This window comes from Gimesia aquarii, assembly GCF_007748175.1.
Lineage (GTDB): Bacteria > Planctomycetota > Planctomycetia > Planctomycetales > Planctomycetaceae > Gimesia > Gimesia aquarii_A.
On record NZ_CP037422.1, the window covers coordinates 3,520,449 to 3,538,081 of the forward strand.

Genomic DNA, 17,633 nt, shown 5'->3' on the forward strand with positions numbered 1-17,633 from the left:
TATAAAAACAGAATCAGGAGATTATTTATGACAACACAACAACAAACCCCATCAATTGTAGAACACGCTGCGGAACAACTGCCTCGCTCTCGTAATTTTTTACTTGGATTACTGGAAACGTTATCTGATGATCAATTACACGTGCGCGCTGGTGGAGCAGGGAACCATGCCCTGTGGGTGATGGGCCATGTCGCTTATGCGGACGACTTGTTCGTTTCGTTATTTTGCAATGAGCCCAGTTGTTTGCCGGAAGGACATACCGAGTTGTTTATCAACGGAACGACTCCCAGCGACAACCCTGCCGACTATCCCGACCGTGAAGAATTATTGAAACGGATGGAAACAGCCCGCACGAGGCTGATTAAGTGGGCTCAGAGTTTAGAAGGTGATGCCATTTGGCAGACATCCCCGGAAGAGATCGCGCAGATTGCCCCTGATGCGATCACTGCCGTACATACATTAGCACAACATGATTTTGTGCACGGCGGTCAAATCGCCACAATTCGAGCAACACTCGGCATGGAACCAGTCTTTGCTTAATACATAACGATTCAAGATGCCGTCGCAAACTCTCGACAATCTAAGTGCGGCGGCATTTTCTTTCTTTCTTTCACATTCATTTCAAGAGGACAACTCAAATGTCATCCCCTGCCATTATTTCTCACGATCAGTGGCTCGAAGCCCGTCGCGAATTACTCATCAAAGAAAAAGCTGTGAGGCACGAACTGGACGATCTGGCGCGCCAACGAAGAGAGTTACCACGTGTCAAAGTCGAAGAGGACTATCTGTTTGAATCAGAATCAGGTCAACAAACACTCTCAGATCTTTTTGGCAACAACAGTCAACTGATTGTTTATCATTTCATGTACGGCCCTGGCTGGAAGGCAGGGTGCGTCTCCTGTTCCTTTCTCGCTGATCATTTCGATGGGATCAATCTCCATCTGGCTCACCACGATGTTTCTCTGGTTGCCGTCGCGCGGGCACCTTTCGCCGAATTTCAGGATTTTAAACAGAGAATGGGTTGGGCTTTTCCCTGGGTCTCTTCAGCGGGCAGCAATTTCAACTTTGATTTTGGTGTCTCATTTACAAAAGAGCAAATCGCTGAAGAAGCAGCCTTTTACAACTATGAACAGACAGGGAAAGTCGCAGAGGAAATGCCCGGCTTGAGTGTCTTCGTCAAAGAAGCCGACGGCAGCATATATCACACCTATTCAACTTATACCCGCGGTCTTGACATTTTACTGGGAGCACACAATTTTCTTGACCTGACTCCCAACGGACGCAACGAGAAAACAACCATGGATTGGGTACGACATCACGATAAATATAATACCAACAATACCGCACAGTGAAAAGACGAGTGTTGCTCCGCAAAAGAAAGTTGATTATGAGTTCATCTTGCCACTGCAGAACTTCTCTCAGAGAAACACCAACAATCGGTAAACCTTCAAAACAATTTCTACCGACTTTAAGCTGTCTTCTCTCCGGAATCGTTCTGGCATTAATGCCTAAGTGTCCTGCCTGTATTGCTGCATATATTGCCCTCTTCACTGGTGTCGGACTTTCGACACCAGTTGCCGGGTATCTTAGAATTTTACTGGTCACATTCTGCAGTATTTCTCTTGTGTTTGCGATTAGTTTGATCATCAAGCGACGGTGGCTCTCCTGGAGTACACACTGATTCGACAACACCTTAAATGTTTATCTATTTCTTGGGGATTTTTTTCAGGTGCAGGCCCTTCGTAGCGATTTGCACACTCAATGCGGCATCTGCCAAATTCGCGATGAAAAATATTGCTAGTCCTGTGAAATACTTCCCCTCAGAAAATGCGATCAAGGTGAGCAGGACCAATAACAAAAAACCACAAAACTCAGCGCAGGCCAATGCATAATGCCTCATCACAATATCGCCCCAGGAAGGGAAGATAAAACTGCGAATTCCAACTTCGGAAGGTGTCCAATAGGTAGCACGACAACACTCACACTGATAGATATTCGGTGGAATCACACTAAAGCAGTGACCACAAAGCTGCTCTCGTGATTGAGTCACTGCAGGATCAAATCCTTTATCCCGATATTCCAGTCCAATCTCCTCAACAAGGCACTGCATACTTTGCTGTGCTTCTTTGTTAAATCCGGAAAACCACAAATTGTTGCCATCTTTGAGGCAAATCTTTGTATAGCCAAGAATCGTGGAAACGATCTCATCAATTTGGCTATAGTAAATTGACCAGAATGTCTTATGTGGAATTCCCATCCTATCGGTGCGAATACAGAACACACGTAAATTCGTAAATACAATCACGGTATGCAACGTGCTTTCTGCCCACAATGAGCCCATTAAAAACACATCGAAGAGTGTTGATTGACTCCCTTTGGAGAGAAATAAAACGACTTCTTTTTTCAGAAGCATCGTTCCCAGCAGAGGCTCAAGATGCCGTACCAAATCAACCTTATCCCTGATTTGGACGTTAATGAAGAACCCATCAATGCGAGGAAACATGGTTTCCAACCGATAAGAAATTTTGGGATACCAATAGAAATTCAATTCCTCTAATTTCTCAGCCACTTGATCTCGGTCAACAGTTTCCATGGCTCACCCTTCCTTAATAGAGTCATCAAAGAAGTTTGAGCTTATTTTACTCGAGATTCATCAGAAAATTTTAAAAAAAAGCAGGAAGTGAATTTAATCTCCGTTTTGAAAGAAATGTAGTTGACTCATAAATAGAATCAGTTAGTCATGACTTGGCTCACCTCTGAAATAGTGACATCAAATCAAAAGAAATGCGAGGAATCATCATCAAATTCGCTCGGTCCAGCTTTGCACATCCAGTACTTCACTCAACATCATCTGCTGTGCGCAAAGAACCGAACGATGCAACTCTTCTGCCGTCACTTCTCCTGCAGAGTTCGAGAGAGAGAGTGTCCCCGTCGCATCACCCAAAAACTCAACGGTAAATCCTAGGTGTACTGCCTGTCGCGCTGTTGTGTCACAGCACATGTGCGTCATGTATCCTGCAATTGTGATGGTATCCACACCACGATCACGCAACCATTCTTCTAAATCGGTACTTGTAAAACTTCCCGGTAATGTCTTCTGAACGAGATGATCATACGAACGAGATGCTACCTCAGGGTGCAGTTCCCATTCCGGTGTTCCTTTTTGAAAGAACGGCTTATCTGAATCTGGAAAGTAATGTTGTATCACAACGGTTGGTACAGAACCTGCCGCTGCATCCATCGCTTCCAAAATCTTTTCCAGATGCCCTGCGGGATGGGTAATGGGCAAAGCTCCAGTAAAATACTCATTCTGCACGTCGATGACTAACAGCGCACGGCTCATTGAATCGCCTCACATTCTTTACAGTGATCTTTTAAAACCCAAAACAATTGACCCGATACGCAGAATAGCATAATCGTGAGCGAGCAACAATTGTTTTAATCAGCTGTAATCCCTCGACTTCTGATAGTCACGGGGTGATATTCCCGTTGTACGACGAAACTGACGCGTGAAGGCACTCTGATCGGAGTAACCCACACTCAACGCGATGGAAGCAATCGATGCCTCGGTCTCCCTCAGTGCCTGTCGTGCACGATCAATGCGCAATTTCAAAAGCCATTGACCGGCAGTCAGACCAAAAACATGACGCATACGTCGGTTGAGTTGATAGTGTGACATTTCAGCAATCTCAGCCAGTTCATCCACTGTGGGAGGCTTTGCCAGATGTTCTTCAGCATAAGAAATCGCTGCTGCGAGGTGCTGATACGCTTCTGTCGTCATATCAGGCAAATGTAAGTCCTGGGAGACACCAACCAATCCCACGACAGTGCCGGTTTTTCGTTTTCGTAAAGGGAGTTTGGTCGTCAGACACCATCCTACATCTCCTGAAGCATAAATATGCAGTTCTAATTGCGAAACAATCGGCTGTCCCGTTTGCAATACCGACAGGTCCTGCGCCACAAAACTGGTTCCCAGCGGCGCGGGAAGTACCTCGGCTGCAGTGCATCCAATTAATTGTCGCTTGTCTTGAACGTTACAACGATCCACAAGCGTGTTATTGACAACTAAATACTCCCCCCGCTCGTTCTTGATGAAAAAAACGATGTCTGATAAGTGATCAAACAACTCCTCGCCCGTAAAGGGGGGATCAAGTTGGCTTAGCATTTCATAAATCATGAGTTTGTCTCCATTTCACAATTGTGCGCTTTTTTAAGTTGAATGTCGACTCTTAGTCAAGACAACGCACAATTTTAGACATAACATATACAGTATTCTGAATTCGTATTCGGCGGGATCGCACCGCGATAAAACTCTAGATCAAAACGCCTCGACAAGGAGAACTGATGTGACTGATAAGGCACACGTATTCCGCGGATGTATTCCTGCTCTAATGACACCATGTTCTGTTGATGGTCTTCCTGACTTTGAGTCTCTAATCAAAAAAGGGCGTGAGCTCATCGCGGCCGGTATGCGAGCTGTTGTCTACTGTGGTTCAATGGGCGACTGGCCCTTACTCACCGATGAACAACGCAGGGAAGGGGTACGTCAACTGGTGGAAGCAGGCATACCAGTTATCGTAGGCACTGGAGCACAAAACACGCAACGCGCGGTGGCGATTGCCAGTCACGCAAAAGAGATCGGAGCGTCAGGACTGATGGTCATACCACGTGTCTTGTCACGAGGTACCTCGGCGGCAGCACAGCGTGATCACTTTGCAGCGATCTTGAAAGCGGGTGGTGAACTTCCTGCTGTGATTTATAACAGTCCCTATTATGGCTTCGAAACGAAAGCCGATCTATTTTTCGATCTGCGCCGCGATTATTCCAATCTCGTGGGATTCAAAGAATTCGGGGGGGGGGAATCACTGAGCTACGCCGCTGAGCATATTACTCATAGCGATCCGGACCTTGTGTTGATTGCAGGTGTAGATACTCAGGTCTTTCATGGCTACGTACATTGTGGCGCAAGCGGTGCCATCACAGGCGTGGGTAATGCGTTGCCAAAAGAAACTCTGCGTCTGATCGAACTCTGCGAACAGGCAGCCGCCGGTGATGCTGAAGCGCGAAAACTCGCACTCGAACTCACGGAAGCACTCAATGTACTTGCTACTTATGATGAAGGCCCGGACCTTGTGTTGTACTACAAGTATTTGATGGTGCTGGAAGGCAATCCTGAATATGAGCATCACTTCTACAAATCGGATGCACTCAGTCCCAGTCAACAGAATTTTATTCGCTCGCAGTGGGAACAATTCAGAAAATGGTGGAGTATGTGGCCGGGTTCGAATACTTAAATCGCGAGGAGCCTATTATGCGCATCATTGACTCACATACTGAAGGAGAGCCAACACGTGTCATCGTCGGAGGAGGACCAGACCTGGGTAGTGGCTCTCTGTCGGAACGCTTGCAACGCTTTAAAGAAGAATTTGACAACTATCGTAGCGCGGTGATTAGTGAACCACGCGGATCAGAGGCAGTCGTAGGCGCTTTACTTTGTGAGCCTGTCGATTCCTCTTGTGCGGCGGGCGTCATCTTCTTCAATAATACCGGCTATCTGGGCATGTGTGGTCATGGTGCGATGGGGGTGGCTGTCACTCTCGCCTATCAGGGGAGTGTGGAACTCGGTATCTGTCGGTTGGAGACACCTGTCGGGGTTGTCGAAGCCAGTCTTCTCTCGCCTAACAAAGTTGCAATTCAAAATGTTCCCAGTTTTCGCTTTCGACAAAAGGTCAGTCTGAATGTTTCCGATTTAGGAACGGTTGTTGGTGACATCGCCTGGGGTGGGAACTGGTTTTTCCTGATTGAACAATCACCAGTTGCACTCACGCTACAAAATGTGAGACCACTTACTGAAGCGGCTCGACTGATCAGATCAGAGCTGGAACGTCAACAGATCACCGGGGCAGATGGCGAAGAGATTGATCACATTGAATTCTTCGGGCCTGCAGAATTCCCTGATGCAAACAGTCGTAATTTCGTTTACTGCCCCGGTGGTGCCTATGATCGTTCCCCCTGTGGTACCGGCACCAGTGCCAAACTCGCTTGTCTGGCTGCTGACGGAAAACTAAAGCCGAATGAACCCTGGATTCAGGAAAGTATTATCGGCAGTCGTTTTCTTGCCACCTATTGCGACATGAACGATGGCCACATTGTCCCCACCATCACTGGTAACGCTTATATTTGCGGAGAAGGACAACTCATCCAGCAACCCAACGACCCATTTCGATATGGAATCACTGTTGAAGGCCAATCATGAATGTCTCCTCAGAACCCAAAACAGCGATTGTTGTCGGCTCGGGAATCATTGGAATTGCTTGTGCTCACTATCTGTCAAAAACAGGCATCCAGGTGACCGTCATCGACCGAAAGTCGATCGCGGGCGCCTGCTCGTATGGAAACTGTGGGTATATCTGTCCAAGTCACGTCTTGCCTCTCACAGAACCGGGAGCATTTCGCGTCGCTCTGAAATCACTGTTTACTCCCCATGCCCCCTTTCGTATCAAACCACGCTTGAGCCCGGCACTATGGAACTGGATGTGGCAATTCGCCAGACGCTGCACTCATCGCCAGATGCTCGCCTCAGGGAATCATCTCAAATCAATTCTAGACTCTTCAATGCTCGAATATCGCAAACTTATCAAAGAGGAGCACCTTGATTGTGAATGGACAGAAAAAGGACTGCTCTATGTGCTGCAAACCGAAAAAGGGATGCACGAGTTTTCTAAAACCGATCAAATTCTGTCCGATCACTTTGGGGTGAAAGCCCACTGTATTAAAGGCCATGATCTCCCCGCATTTGACCCCGCCCTAAAACACGATCTCGCAGGCGCCTACTATTATCCATCAGATACGTCTGTAAGACCAGACTTACTCAATTCACAATGGACAGAGCGTCTCAAACAGAGCGGCGTCAAGTTCGTGGATAACTGTGAGTTACAAGCGCTTCGAAAATCGAATGGTCAAATCACACATCTGATCACTTCGTGTGGAGAGATGGAAGCTGATCGTATTATCTTTGCCACAGGTGCGTGGAGCCCTCAGTTATCAGCGGAACTGGAATGTCAAATTCCGATTCAGCCGGGCAAAGGTTACTCAGTCACCATGCCGCGGCCAACACCGTGTCCGCAATATCCAATGCTGTTTCCGGAGCATAAGGTAGGAGTCTCACCATTCCAGAACGGTTATCGTCTGGGTTCGATGATGGAATTCTCCGGTCATGACACATCCATCCCCAAACATCGCATTGCTCAATTATGCACATCTGCTGAGCCTTATCTGATGACTCCCTTCACAGAGGGAGAGCAACAAACCTGGTTCGGTTGGCGTCCCATGACCTGGGACAGCCTGCCAATTATCGGCCGCGTTCCCAATCTCACGAATGCTTATCTCGCTACCGGTCATAACATGCTTGGAATGAGTTTGGCCACAGCTACGGGAAAATTAATTGCCGAGATCGTGCAAGACCAACCCACGCACATTGACGCGAGTCCATTTTCACCAGCGCGGTTTTGAAATGCAGAGCTTCAATTAAGATCACTCATGCTTCTCTGGGAACCTTCTTGAGATGCAATCCTTTCGCAGCAATTTGTGCAGTAATTGCTGCGTCAGCGCCATTAGCGATAACAAACAAGAATACAGCAAAGCCATACTCTCCATCTGAAACTGCAAATGCGATTGCCATCAGTAAGATCATAAACCCGAGTAGCTCAGCACATGCCACGGAATAATGTTTCATGACAAAGTCACCCCAGGACGGGAAGACAAAACTACGAATGCCGATTTCTGATGGTTTCCAGAAAGTGGCTCCACAGCTTTCACACTCATAATTGTGTTTCGGAACAACATCGAAACAATTGCCGCACAGTTTCTCGCGAGATTGAGAAACTTCAGGATCAAAGCCTTTTTCTTCAAACAATTTGTAGGCGTCCAGAAACACCGCCCGCATCGTCTTGCGATCAATTTTGGGAAAACCGGAATAGTTCAGATTCTTGCCATCCTTCAGACAAATTTTTGCATTTCCAAAAATCGTACTTTTCAGTTCTTTAATTTGGCTATAGTAAATCGACCAGAAGGTTCGTTTTGGTTTCCCCTTACCATTGGTCCTAATACAAAGTAGTCTTAAATTCGTGAGCACCACTACCGTATGATTAATCGTTTGTGCCCAGAGTGCACCCATAAAAAACTGCTCTGAAACAGAGGACTGATTCCCTTTGGAAATAAAGAGCACTTCCTCATTTTCCATAAGCATCTCTTTCAACAATGGTTCTACGCGCTGCACCAGTTTGAACTTTTTCTTAATCCCGCTGTTAGCAAACATCCCCTCAATTTTGGGAAACATCGTTTCCAGTCGATAATTAATATCGGGCGATAACCTGAGATTCAATTGTGTTAGTTTGGTATCCACCAGATTACTATCAACAGCGGCCATGGCCTATAATTCCTAAATTTGAGTCGATCAAAGAAGTGGGAACGTGCATCTTACCCACAGACGTTCAATAGTTCAAAAAAATTCTCGTTTTTTTAGTGGTTTCATTCATACAAACGTCTTCAAGTAGCCTCACAGAAGTAATGGCACCATCACTTATTGAAATTAATCACATACGTTCTAACACTGACCAGTACACACAGATAACCATTCCTAAGAATGAATCTTTTTCGTGCGTTTCGTGTCTTTCGTGGTAGTCCAGTTTCCAGTTGACTTTCCATCCAATGGAAAAATGCGATAGAATAAAAGGCCTCTCCTTATCCATCAGCCGCAAGATAACATCAATCAGGAACATCATCATGAAACGATTGCTGGCCCTCTGCCTCTCACTTTTGATCATCATCACCTCAAGCATCAGCTTCGCAGCCGAACCTATTCATATTGGCTCGCGACTGGAATTATTGGTGGATGACACCTTAATTGAATCGCGCTCATCAGAGGCACGCTTTGTATTGCATCACCCTGTTCCGCAGGGAGTCGTATTCACGTATGATGCCCCCTGGGAAGGCAGCGGCTGCGGCTATCAAAGTATTTTCAAAGATGGCGACAAATATCGTATGTACTACAAAGCCTGGCACTTGGATGTGCAGCAGGGAAAGCTTGGCCCCAATCCCAGTAACTTCACCTGCTATGCTGAGAGCGATGATGGAATCCACTGGAAACGACCTGATCTCGGCCTGTTTGCCTTTCCCAAAGGTGGTTCCAAAGATAACAACATCGTGATCGGGCTCGAACGTCGCGACTGGATGAAAGACGCCCAACCCGACCCCGTGCATCCCGCCGTTTTCAAAGACGAAAACCCGAACTGTCCCGCTGATGCCAAATTTAAGGCCATTCTACGCTCTCGCGGTCCCAAAGGTCTGCTCGTCCTGAAATCACCAGATGGCATTCACTGGTCTCTCATGATTGATAAACCGGTGATTACCCACGGCGCCTTCGATTCACAAAATCTGGCGTTCTGGGATCCGACCATCAAAAAATACCGCGCTTACTGGCGTTATTTTACAGCCGGCACCACTGACAAAGTCTGGAAGCCGGCCGGCTATCGTGACATCCGTACTGCGACCTCTGAGGACTTACTGAATTGGAGCAAGCCCCAGAACCTGACTTATGGCGATGCACCACCCGAGCATCTCTATACGAATCAAATCAAACCCTACTATCGGGCTCCCCACATTCTGGTTGGCTTGCCTACACGTTACATCGAACGTGGCTGGTCAAAATCGATGGAAGCGCTGCCCGATGCGAAACACCGTAAAATGCGTTCTTCCATTTCTGATCGTTATGGCATGGCCATAACCGAAGCCCTCTTCATGACCAGCCGTGACGGGGTGAAATTCAAACGCTGGCAGGAAGCCTTCCTGCGTCCCGGCCCCGAACGCAACGACACCTGGGCCTACGGCAATCAATACATTGCCTGGCAAATGGTCGAAACCAAATCTACCACCGAAGGTGCTCCGAATGAACTGTCTCTCTATGCTTCCGAGGGCTACTGGACCGGAACAAGCAATCAGCTGAGGCGCTACACGATGCGAATCGACGGCTTTGTCTCAATCAAAGCACCGATAAAGGGGGGAGAGATCATCACCAAACCCATCACGTTCAAGGGTAAAGAACTGCTGCTCAACTTCGCCACCTCAGCCGCCGGTTCTATTGTCGTTGAGTTACAAACTCCCGAAGGCAAACCCATTCCCGGCTTCACAGAAAAAGAGGGCATCGAACTCTTCGGCGACACACTCTCACGCTCGGTTCACTGGAAAAATGGTTCCGACGTCAGCCAACTCGCTGGCAAACCAATCCGTATGAAAATCAAACTCAAAGACGCGGATCTGTATTCGCTACGGTTTCAATAAACAATCCAATTTCTAATCCTGCTTGCACTCGGTAACTTAATTGAAAAGCCATATGAAACATGAATACCATTTCATGTTTTTTGTAGTGGTAAAAATTCTGTCATCGAGAAAATAAATAACTGTGGCATGCAGGACTTTATGAGAGCAGGGCAGTTTGCATGGCCTCAATCAGAGCTTCCTCAGCAAATCGAAAATCTTTGAAACGCAGTTTAAAGAATTTTCTCGGCGAACCTGTTGGATACCAGGCAATTTCCCGCCAAAGAGCCAAGATCGATTTCCCATCAGAATATCCATCCATCCGTTCAATCAACCAATGGCCATAAGTAGAATATCCTGCACACCGCCGTGTTTCTTCATCATGGACAATCTTCGAAGCAGCTTCAGGCTTCAATTGAATCCCCTCTTCAAGTGCTAGAGCGGTGACACGATCAACCATCAGGTCAACGGCACGGTTTTTATCCCGTTTAGACAGTTTCTTTGTCTTCAGATGCCCTGCATTCATAAGATGCCAACACAAGGGACAATAGCAACCACAACTGCTCACCAATTGCATTCCCGGTTGATCAATGACGTCAAACGAAGTGAGGACGTAGGTACTGAAATAGTTTGCGAATTGACTCAAATGCCGACGATCCGGTCGCATCTCAATTGGAAAATTCAAATAATGCTGCTCAACCCAATCAAGGACTACATCAGCAACGTTAGCAAACTCATGCGAGCGTGTTCTGGGATTGAAAGCTCTTTCAACATCATCGGAAACCCAGCGCAACAGTTTGTAACTTCGAGCATGAATATCAATCGCCAGAGTAAGCTCATCGACTGGTAGCATATATCAGGGGGGTATCCTTAACAGAGTTGACTGGTCATTGATTTCAGGAATCTGAAATGATTCATCTGCAAATGAGTAACAATACCAAGCAGAAACTCATTTCCTAAGTAGAACAAAGACGACTGTCCTGAATGACGAAGAAAACGTCCGCAAATCTAAAATCACTTGACGTTTTCACTAAGACACAAAAGAAGGGCAGGGGTTCGCTTTATTTTTTGATAACCCACCGAACTCTTCGGCGATACACTCTTATGTCCTATCCGTTGAAAAACCGACTCCGATATCAGACAGCTCGCCAGCAAATCCGTAAGGCTCAAAATCAAACTCAAAGACGCGAATCTGTATTCGTTGCGGTTTAATTAAGTTTTGGGAGGGATAATCTTGTAATAACAATTGTTGATCGGTAGTTGGATGGTACTATCAAGAAGAACTGTTTATTAAATTACTCTCATTTGATTATTCTTCAATAGGCTGCGGAGTGTTTGGAGAGGATTCTTTTCGTTGCGAGGTAAATAACAGTGCAATCCCCCCTCCCACAATTCCCTGCAGAGGCGAGAGCCAAAAATTTGATAGCAGATAAAGTTCGATGACATTCATCGGTGCGAAGGGTTCCAATAGAATTGTAATCGATAGTATGAGCAGATAACCAAACGAAAGCCACCAGGTAATAATATAAAAGTTCTTTTTTACATTGCGAACGTCATCGCCGCTGAGCATCGCTTCCGCGCCAAGCACCCCCATCATTAAAGAGAGTGTTGGAATGATTGTCGGAATAAACCAGGACCATGCTTCTTTGACCTGTTCACCGTACCTGCCAAAAATAGATTGCACCACTATAATTGTAAAGAGCATCCCTCCCCAGAAAAACCAGATCTTCGAAAGTCCCCAGCGGGCTTCAGCGAGCAAAATACGGTCGGTCATCTCTCCCCCCCTCAGTCCAAATCACTTTTCGCCATCTGAATTATTTATTTCTTTAATTCCTCAAACAGACCCGCATTTGTCAAATGCTCCATACCGGAAAGCCGTCCCGGCACACTGAGTTCAGCATCAGTTCCTTTCTCTGGCTGCTTGAATTCATAAATCAAAGCCGTGCATACGTGGCTCTGAGAATATTCCTGCGCGCCGACATCATCGGGCAAATTATTTAAGCCGCTCCTCAACCATGCCATCGCTTCATCTCGGTTCACTTCTTGATTTGTCTGGTCAAACAGAACCGGCGTTACAATGAAGACAATAATTCTGTAATACCCGGGACTCGCGGTAAACAAAGTGCGAATGTACTCGCCCAGAGAAAAACCACGCATTGGTCTTATATCAGTCACCCAACGATCGGGAGGTGCCTTGGATTTTCCATTTTCATCGAATTGTTCCAGCCTCGTCACAAGGGCAAAGCCACCAGGAACGGCAAAATAGCTGCGTTCAGAATAACCTTGTGCAGTTAGCGCATCGCAAATCTTTTGATCGATATCCTTAACAAAGAGAGTATTGCCAGACTCGTTTTCAAAATATGAGCTAGGGATGAGACTCTGAGCAGAAGCTTTTGGAGGTGGCCAGGGAAACTTAACAAATTCTTTGCCCTCCTCAACCCTTCCTTTGCTACATCCTGTTGAAATAGCCAACAGCAATATCAGAAATGGGGAGTACCGAGACATAATTAATCTCCAAAGCAATAAAATGGGTTCTGTTGATCTCCTAAATTCAATATTTGTGTACTTCGATTTTAAAAATAATATAGGACCAAAAGATTTATTCACTGAAAAAACTATACATTTTCATAAAATTCAAGTGTCCTAAAAACCAACAAAACCCAATTGCGTCAACACTATAACACACTATATTTTCATGTAAACAATTTTATTTAATAATCGGCAGACGACAGAGTTCTCTTAGAAATTGATTCGAAAACTATGTAAAATAGCTCAACTATTGAGAAACACAGCTGCTATGTTAGGCTTGGTATAGAACCAGCTCACCCGCGCCGTTTCCACCGCTGCCTCGCTGCATCCAGTAACACCGCGACAATGATCACCGCTCCCGTAATCACACGTTTAATCGGATCCGAAGCACCAACCTGAGCCAACCCCGTTTGTAAAACAGCGATGATCAGCACACCGAAGAACGTATTGATCACAGAACCGCGACCGCCCATCAGGCTGGTACCGCCGATCACACAGGCTGCGATGGCCGCCAGTTCTAATCCGACGGCGGCGTTTGGGTCGGCAGTGGAAAGTCTGGAAGTTTGCATGATGCCAGCTAAACCACACATCAAACCGCTGATTGTGAACACGGTAATCGAATAGGGAGCTGTGCGGATGCCCGACATGCGCACTGCTTCCACGTTTGTGCCGATGGCGATACAGTATCTGCCAAACACAGTCCGTGTGAGCAAATATTGCCCCACGAAAACGATCACTAGCGACAACAAAAACGCAGGCGAAAACGCGAGGCCCTTCATTGGCACGCCAATCCATTCAATCGAAGAGCCGATGTATTTTGTCTGTGAATCGGTCATCAGATACGCACTGCCGCGTGCCATTTCCAGCATGCCCAATGTAACGATGAACGATGGGATGCCCGCTTTGACGCTGATTACACCATTCAACACACCACAAAACGCTCCCACTCCCAGACAGATGGGAACCGCCGCCCAAAGCGGCCAGCCATAGTTAACCATCAACACCCCCAGTACGGCTGATGAGAGTGCCAGTAACGACCCTACCGACAAATCAATGCCACCGATAATCAGTACCAGCGTCATCCCCACGGCAATCACCGTCAGATCAGGAATATGATTAGCAATCGTGATCAAAGTCTGCTGTGACAGAAAATTCTGGCTCATCATACTGAAGATCAGAACTAACAGCGCCAGCACACCCAGCAATCCCGCGTATTGCAGGAGCGAAGACATCAGGTTTTCGCTGACAGAGCGCGAAGCAGAAGGCGTCTCGGAAACAGGGGCAGGGGAGTCGTTCATGAGTTTGATCCTGAAACAGAGCATGTCTCTGGTTGTGTGTATCCTGAAAAGCAATCCTGCATGATTGCGTCGTACGACCAGGTTTCACGCGTGTATTCTGAAACCAGTTTCCCCGCCGACATCACGCCGATGCAGTCACAGGTTTCGAATAGTTCTTCCAGATCACTGCTTACAATAATGAGTGCCTTACCTTGTTCGGCAAGTTTGTCGAATAGCTGATGAATCTTTCTACGGGCTGCCACATCAATGCCGCGCGTCGGTTCATCAAATAGAAACACATCCGCGTCTTTCAACAGCCACTTTGCCACCGCCACTTTTTGTTGATTGCCACCACTCAGCGTCCCCACACTTTGCTCGATATTGCGGGCGTGAATTTGCATCGTTTCCCGCTGTACTTCAACGAGTTTCTTTTCCTGACTGCAATTGATGATACCAACGGAACCAGCCAGCAATTCCATACTGGAGAGTGTCGTATTCACCCGAATCGATTGTGAAAGTAACAACCCGTTTTGCTTGCGATCTTCCGTCACCATTGCCAGTCGTTGTGAGACTGCTGTATGAGGATGGTCAAACTGATAAGGCGATGTTTCCCCCCGTAAAAATATTTCTCCGCTGTCCGTTCGGTCAGCTCCAAATATCAAACGTAACAGCTCAGTACGCCCCGATCCCACCAAACCAGCGATTCCATAACGTTCACCCGCTTTGACTGAAAAATTCACATTTTGAACCACGGACGCGCGCCCCAATCCCGAAACACGAATCATTTCCTGATCTATTGCATAAGACCGATGATTCTGAATCGCGTGCTGAGCCGCCTCAGTTTCTCCCGTCATGAGATCAATCACTCGTTCGATCGGTTTGAACTCATCCACCTGATGAGTGCTTACAAATTTGCCATCTCGCAACACAGTCAGGCGGTCGGCAATCTGAGCGATCTCATCCAGCCGATGACTGATATAAATAATGCCAACACCATTCTTTCGCAGTTCAGAGAGTCGCGTAAACAGCCGCTTGGTTTCACCGGCACTCAACGCCGCCGTCGGTTCATCCAGAATCAACACCTGACAATTCCGATCCAGGGCCGCTGCGATTTCCAGCATCTGTTGCTGGCCGATACCGAGGCTACCCGCCATTTGATTGGTGTCGATATCGTTTAACCCGAATCGATCCAAAGCCGCTCGTGCATGTGCATGGAGTAACTTTCGATTGACGATCCCACACCGCTGTGGAAAGTGTCCCAGTAATAGATTTTCAGCGACGGTCAACGTCGGAATCAGATTCAGTTCCTGTTGTACAATCTGGACACCCAACGACTCGGCAGAGCGTTTATCGCGGGGATTGTATAACTCGCCGTTCAAAGTCATGCTGCCCGAAGTTGCTGGCGTTAAACCAGCAATAATCCGACAGAGCGTACTTTTACCCGCACCATTGGCTCCCAACAACGCGTGGATTTCGCCTGTTTTGAGTTCAAACTGCACGTCATACAATACCCGTACAACGTAATCCTTGCATAGCTCGTGAACGGTAAGACGGAGCGGCTGCGACTCACCATTCATTTCAGAACCTCAGCGGTAATGAGATCGACGGGGGTTTCGCGATCTTCAACTTTCGCATCCGGGTCCTCAATCAAACGCAATGCGTGTTCAATTCCAAACACCGCCAGCTCACCGCCATGCTGGTCGGCCGTCGCCAGGATCTGACCATCCCGAATTGCCTGTTGAACGGCAGCGATATTATCAAATCCGACAATGGCCACCTCGCCAGTCTTATTATTATTCTTGACGGCCGCTAACGCCCCCAGAGCCATACTGTCATTCGCTGCCAGAATCGCTTTGACATTCCGATGCTCGCTGAGCATCGAAAGGGCCAGAGTATTCGCCATACTCATTTCCCATTGTGCCGATTGACTGTCTACAATCTTGATCCCCGCATCCTGCATCGCCGCTTCAAAACCAAGTCGCCGCTGTGTTCCGTTAAAAGAGGTCCGAATGCCTTCTAACACAACCACTTCATCGCCCGACTTCAGCTTCGAAGCCAGGAAATCGCCCACCTTTTTGGCTCCCGCTTGATTATCGGGCCCAACGAAGGGAATTGAAATTTTTTCCGCTTCCAGGATTTCCTGATCTAGCTTGTTATCGATGTTAACGACCACCACCCCCGCTTCCCGCGCGCGACGTAGCGCGGGAACCAGTGCCTTTGAATCCGCAGGTGCAATCACAATTGCATCCACACCATTAGCTACCATTTCTTCAACCAGTGCCACCTGACGACTGAGATCTCGCTCATCCTTGATTCCGTTGACGATCAGTTCATATTCATCCCCTTGTTGCTGTTGATGTTTTTTAGCTCCCTCCGCCATGGAAGAAAAAAAATCATTCGCCAGTGACTTCATGATCAAAGCAATTCGTGGTTTTTTATCTCCCGAATTGACGTCAACCTGCTGAGCTTTCTGATCACTGTTTTCTATGCAGCTCATCAGCAGGCAACAGAGCGCCAACAATAAACTATGATGCCAATGTCTTCTAAACTCGTTCATTTGAGCATTCCTCTTATTGTTGTTTTAAAAGTGTTTCGATTTGTTCTCGCGTCGGCATCGCTGTTTGCGCTCCTGCGCCCGATGCAGCCAACGCACCCGCGGCGGAAGCAAACTGTACCGCTTCGATCAAACTCGCATGCTCTGCCAGGCGAACGGCTATTCCCGCTGCAAACGCATCACCGGCAGCTGTAGAATCGATGGCTTCTACGGCAAATGATGGCACTGTTTGAACGGTCTCCCCATCAAACACAACGGCTCCCTGTTCCCCCATCGTGATGATTGCCTGTTTGGGACCAAGCTGCGTCAGTTCTTTCATCAGCGACACTGCATCGTCCATTGACTCAACCGGTTTCCCCAGCAATGCCGCTACCTCGGATTGATTGGGGCAAATCAAATCGACATTCAATAAATCGGCACAACATTCAAGCGGAGCAGGGGCCGGATCGAGAATCACAGGTACTCCCGCATCGCGTGCGATCTGTGTTGTATACGCGACGATTTCCTGCGGCACCTCTAATTGCATCAACAAAACATCACTGTCGCTTATCACCTGTCTTGCCTGTTCGATCTCCTGCTGATTGACCAGAGCATTGGCACCAGGCACAACGAGAATCGCATTCTCGCCACTCTCTTCCACCATCACTACTGCGACACCACTAGCGGTATTCTCCCGCCGTGTAATGCGCGATGTATCAACGTTTTCTTCTGCAAGGTTCTCCAACAATTGCGTAGCAAAACTGTCATCTCCCACACAGCCAATCATTGTGACACTCGCACCCATCCGGGCCGCTGCCACGGCCTGATTCGCGCCTTTGCCTCCCGGATTTTCCACTTTAGAATCAGCAATGACCGTCTCACCAGGGAGTGGCAGATTTGACGCACGGATCATCAAATCCATATTGATGGAACCGACTACAGTGATCTTCGCTTGTTGCTTTTCAGTCATCAAACCACCT

The 17,633-nt window shown here is 47.4% G+C and carries 18 protein-coding genes; 7 read left to right on the forward strand and 11 right to left on the reverse strand.

Annotated elements, in window-relative coordinates:
• The first annotated feature begins 27 nt into the window (after positions 1–27).
• From V202x_RS13505 to V202x_RS13515, 3 genes are all read left to right on the forward strand, one after another.
• Positions 28–540 (forward strand): DinB family protein, encoded by a 513-nt coding sequence (locus V202x_RS13505; RefSeq protein WP_145175612.1) that lies wholly within the window; start codon positions 28–30, stop codon positions 538–540.
• 98 nt (positions 541–638) lie between these two features.
• Positions 639–1,352, forward strand: coding sequence for a DUF899 domain-containing protein (locus V202x_RS13510; protein WP_145175614.1), 714 nt, complete (start codon positions 639–641; stop codon positions 1,350–1,352).
• Positions 1,353–1,387: 35 nt separating this feature from the next.
• Positions 1,388–1,681 carry a hypothetical protein gene (locus tag V202x_RS13515; protein WP_145175617.1) on the forward strand — a complete coding sequence of 98 codons (294 nt, stop codon included), beginning with the start codon at positions 1,388–1,390 and terminating at the stop codon, positions 1,679–1,681.
• Between the two features lie 24 nt (positions 1,682–1,705).
• Here the strand turns inward: V202x_RS13515 and V202x_RS13520 are convergent, their stop codons facing one another.
• From V202x_RS13520 to V202x_RS13530, 3 genes are all read right to left on the reverse strand, one after another.
• Positions 1,706–2,593, reverse strand: coding sequence for a hypothetical protein (locus V202x_RS13520; RefSeq protein WP_145175620.1), 888 nt, complete (start codon positions 2,591–2,593; stop codon positions 1,706–1,708).
• Positions 2,594–2,800: 207 nt separating this feature from the next.
• Positions 2,801–3,343, reverse strand: a complete 543-nt coding sequence (locus V202x_RS13525; RefSeq protein WP_144986738.1) for a cysteine hydrolase family protein — start codon at positions 3,341–3,343, stop codon at positions 2,801–2,803.
• A 99-nt stretch (positions 3,344–3,442) separates the two neighbouring features.
• The gene (locus V202x_RS13530; protein WP_145175623.1) at positions 3,443–4,177 is read right to left on the reverse strand and encodes an AraC family transcriptional regulator; all 735 of its coding nucleotides are present in this window, start codon (positions 4,175–4,177) and stop codon (positions 3,443–3,445) included.
• 169 nt (positions 4,178–4,346) lie between these two features.
• On the opposite strand from V202x_RS13530, the gene V202x_RS13535 reads away from it, so the two are divergent.
• The 3 genes from V202x_RS13535 to V202x_RS13545 are packed head-to-tail and all read left to right on the forward strand — an operon-like array spanning position 4,347 to position 7,512.
• Entirely contained in the window at positions 4,347–5,294 is a 948-nt protein-coding gene (locus V202x_RS13535) for a dihydrodipicolinate synthase family protein (protein ID WP_145175626.1), read from the forward strand.
• Between the two features lie 17 nt (positions 5,295–5,311).
• Entirely contained in the window at positions 5,312–6,256 is a 945-nt protein-coding gene (locus V202x_RS13540; protein ID WP_145175629.1) for a proline racemase family protein, read from the forward strand.
• Complete coding sequence (locus V202x_RS13545; RefSeq protein WP_145175632.1) at positions 6,253–7,512, forward strand: NAD(P)/FAD-dependent oxidoreductase; 1,260 nt, start codon at positions 6,253–6,255, stop codon at positions 7,510–7,512. The genes V202x_RS13540 and V202x_RS13545 overlap by 4 nt, the downstream gene beginning before the upstream one ends.
• A gap of 25 nt (positions 7,513–7,537) precedes the next feature.
• On the opposite strand, the gene V202x_RS13550 is transcribed toward V202x_RS13545, so the two are convergent.
• Entirely contained in the window at positions 7,538–8,428 is an 891-nt protein-coding gene (locus V202x_RS13550; RefSeq protein ID WP_145175635.1) for a PH domain-containing protein, read from the reverse strand.
• A gap of 356 nt (positions 8,429–8,784) precedes the next feature.
• Here V202x_RS13550 and V202x_RS13555 point away from each other — a divergent pair, with 356 nt between their 5' ends.
• Positions 8,785–10,338: a hypothetical protein gene (locus tag V202x_RS13555; RefSeq protein ID WP_145175638.1), complete on the forward strand. Its 1,554-nt coding sequence runs from the start codon at positions 8,785–8,787 to the stop codon at positions 10,336–10,338.
• Positions 10,339–10,474: 136 nt separating this feature from the next.
• On the opposite strand, the gene V202x_RS13560 is transcribed toward V202x_RS13555, so the two are convergent.
• The 7 genes from V202x_RS13560 to rbsK form a co-directional block, all read right to left on the reverse strand.
• Positions 10,475–11,167 (reverse strand): hypothetical protein, encoded by a 693-nt coding sequence (locus V202x_RS13560; RefSeq protein ID WP_145175641.1) that lies wholly within the window; start codon positions 11,165–11,167, stop codon positions 10,475–10,477.
• A 456-nt stretch (positions 11,168–11,623) separates the two neighbouring features.
• A complete protein-coding gene (locus V202x_RS13565) occupies positions 11,624–12,088 on the reverse strand; it encodes a hypothetical protein (RefSeq protein WP_145175644.1) in 465 nt (154 codons plus the stop codon).
• A gap of 44 nt (positions 12,089–12,132) precedes the next feature.
• Entirely contained in the window at positions 12,133–12,819 is a 687-nt protein-coding gene (locus tag V202x_RS13570; protein WP_145175647.1) for a hypothetical protein, read from the reverse strand.
• A 317-nt stretch (positions 12,820–13,136) separates the two neighbouring features.
• Positions 13,137–14,141, reverse strand: a complete 1,005-nt coding sequence (locus V202x_RS13575) for an ABC transporter permease (RefSeq protein WP_145175650.1) — start codon at positions 14,139–14,141, stop codon at positions 13,137–13,139.
• Positions 14,138–15,697 carry a sugar ABC transporter ATP-binding protein gene (locus tag V202x_RS13580; RefSeq protein ID WP_145175653.1) on the reverse strand — a complete coding sequence of 520 codons (1,560 nt, stop codon included), beginning with the start codon at positions 15,695–15,697 and terminating at the stop codon, positions 14,138–14,140. The genes V202x_RS13575 and V202x_RS13580 overlap by 4 nt, the downstream gene beginning before the upstream one ends.
• Complete coding sequence (locus tag V202x_RS13585) at positions 15,694–16,617, reverse strand: sugar ABC transporter substrate-binding protein (protein WP_145180580.1); 924 nt, start codon at positions 16,615–16,617, stop codon at positions 15,694–15,696. Before V202x_RS13585 ends, V202x_RS13580 begins: the two co-directional genes overlap by 4 nt.
• A gap of 73 nt (positions 16,618–16,690) precedes the next feature.
• The gene (gene rbsK / locus V202x_RS13590; protein WP_145175656.1) at positions 16,691–17,623 is read right to left on the reverse strand and encodes a ribokinase; all 933 of its coding nucleotides are present in this window, start codon (positions 17,621–17,623) and stop codon (positions 16,691–16,693) included.
• Between the last annotated feature and the right edge of the window lie 10 nt (positions 17,624–17,633).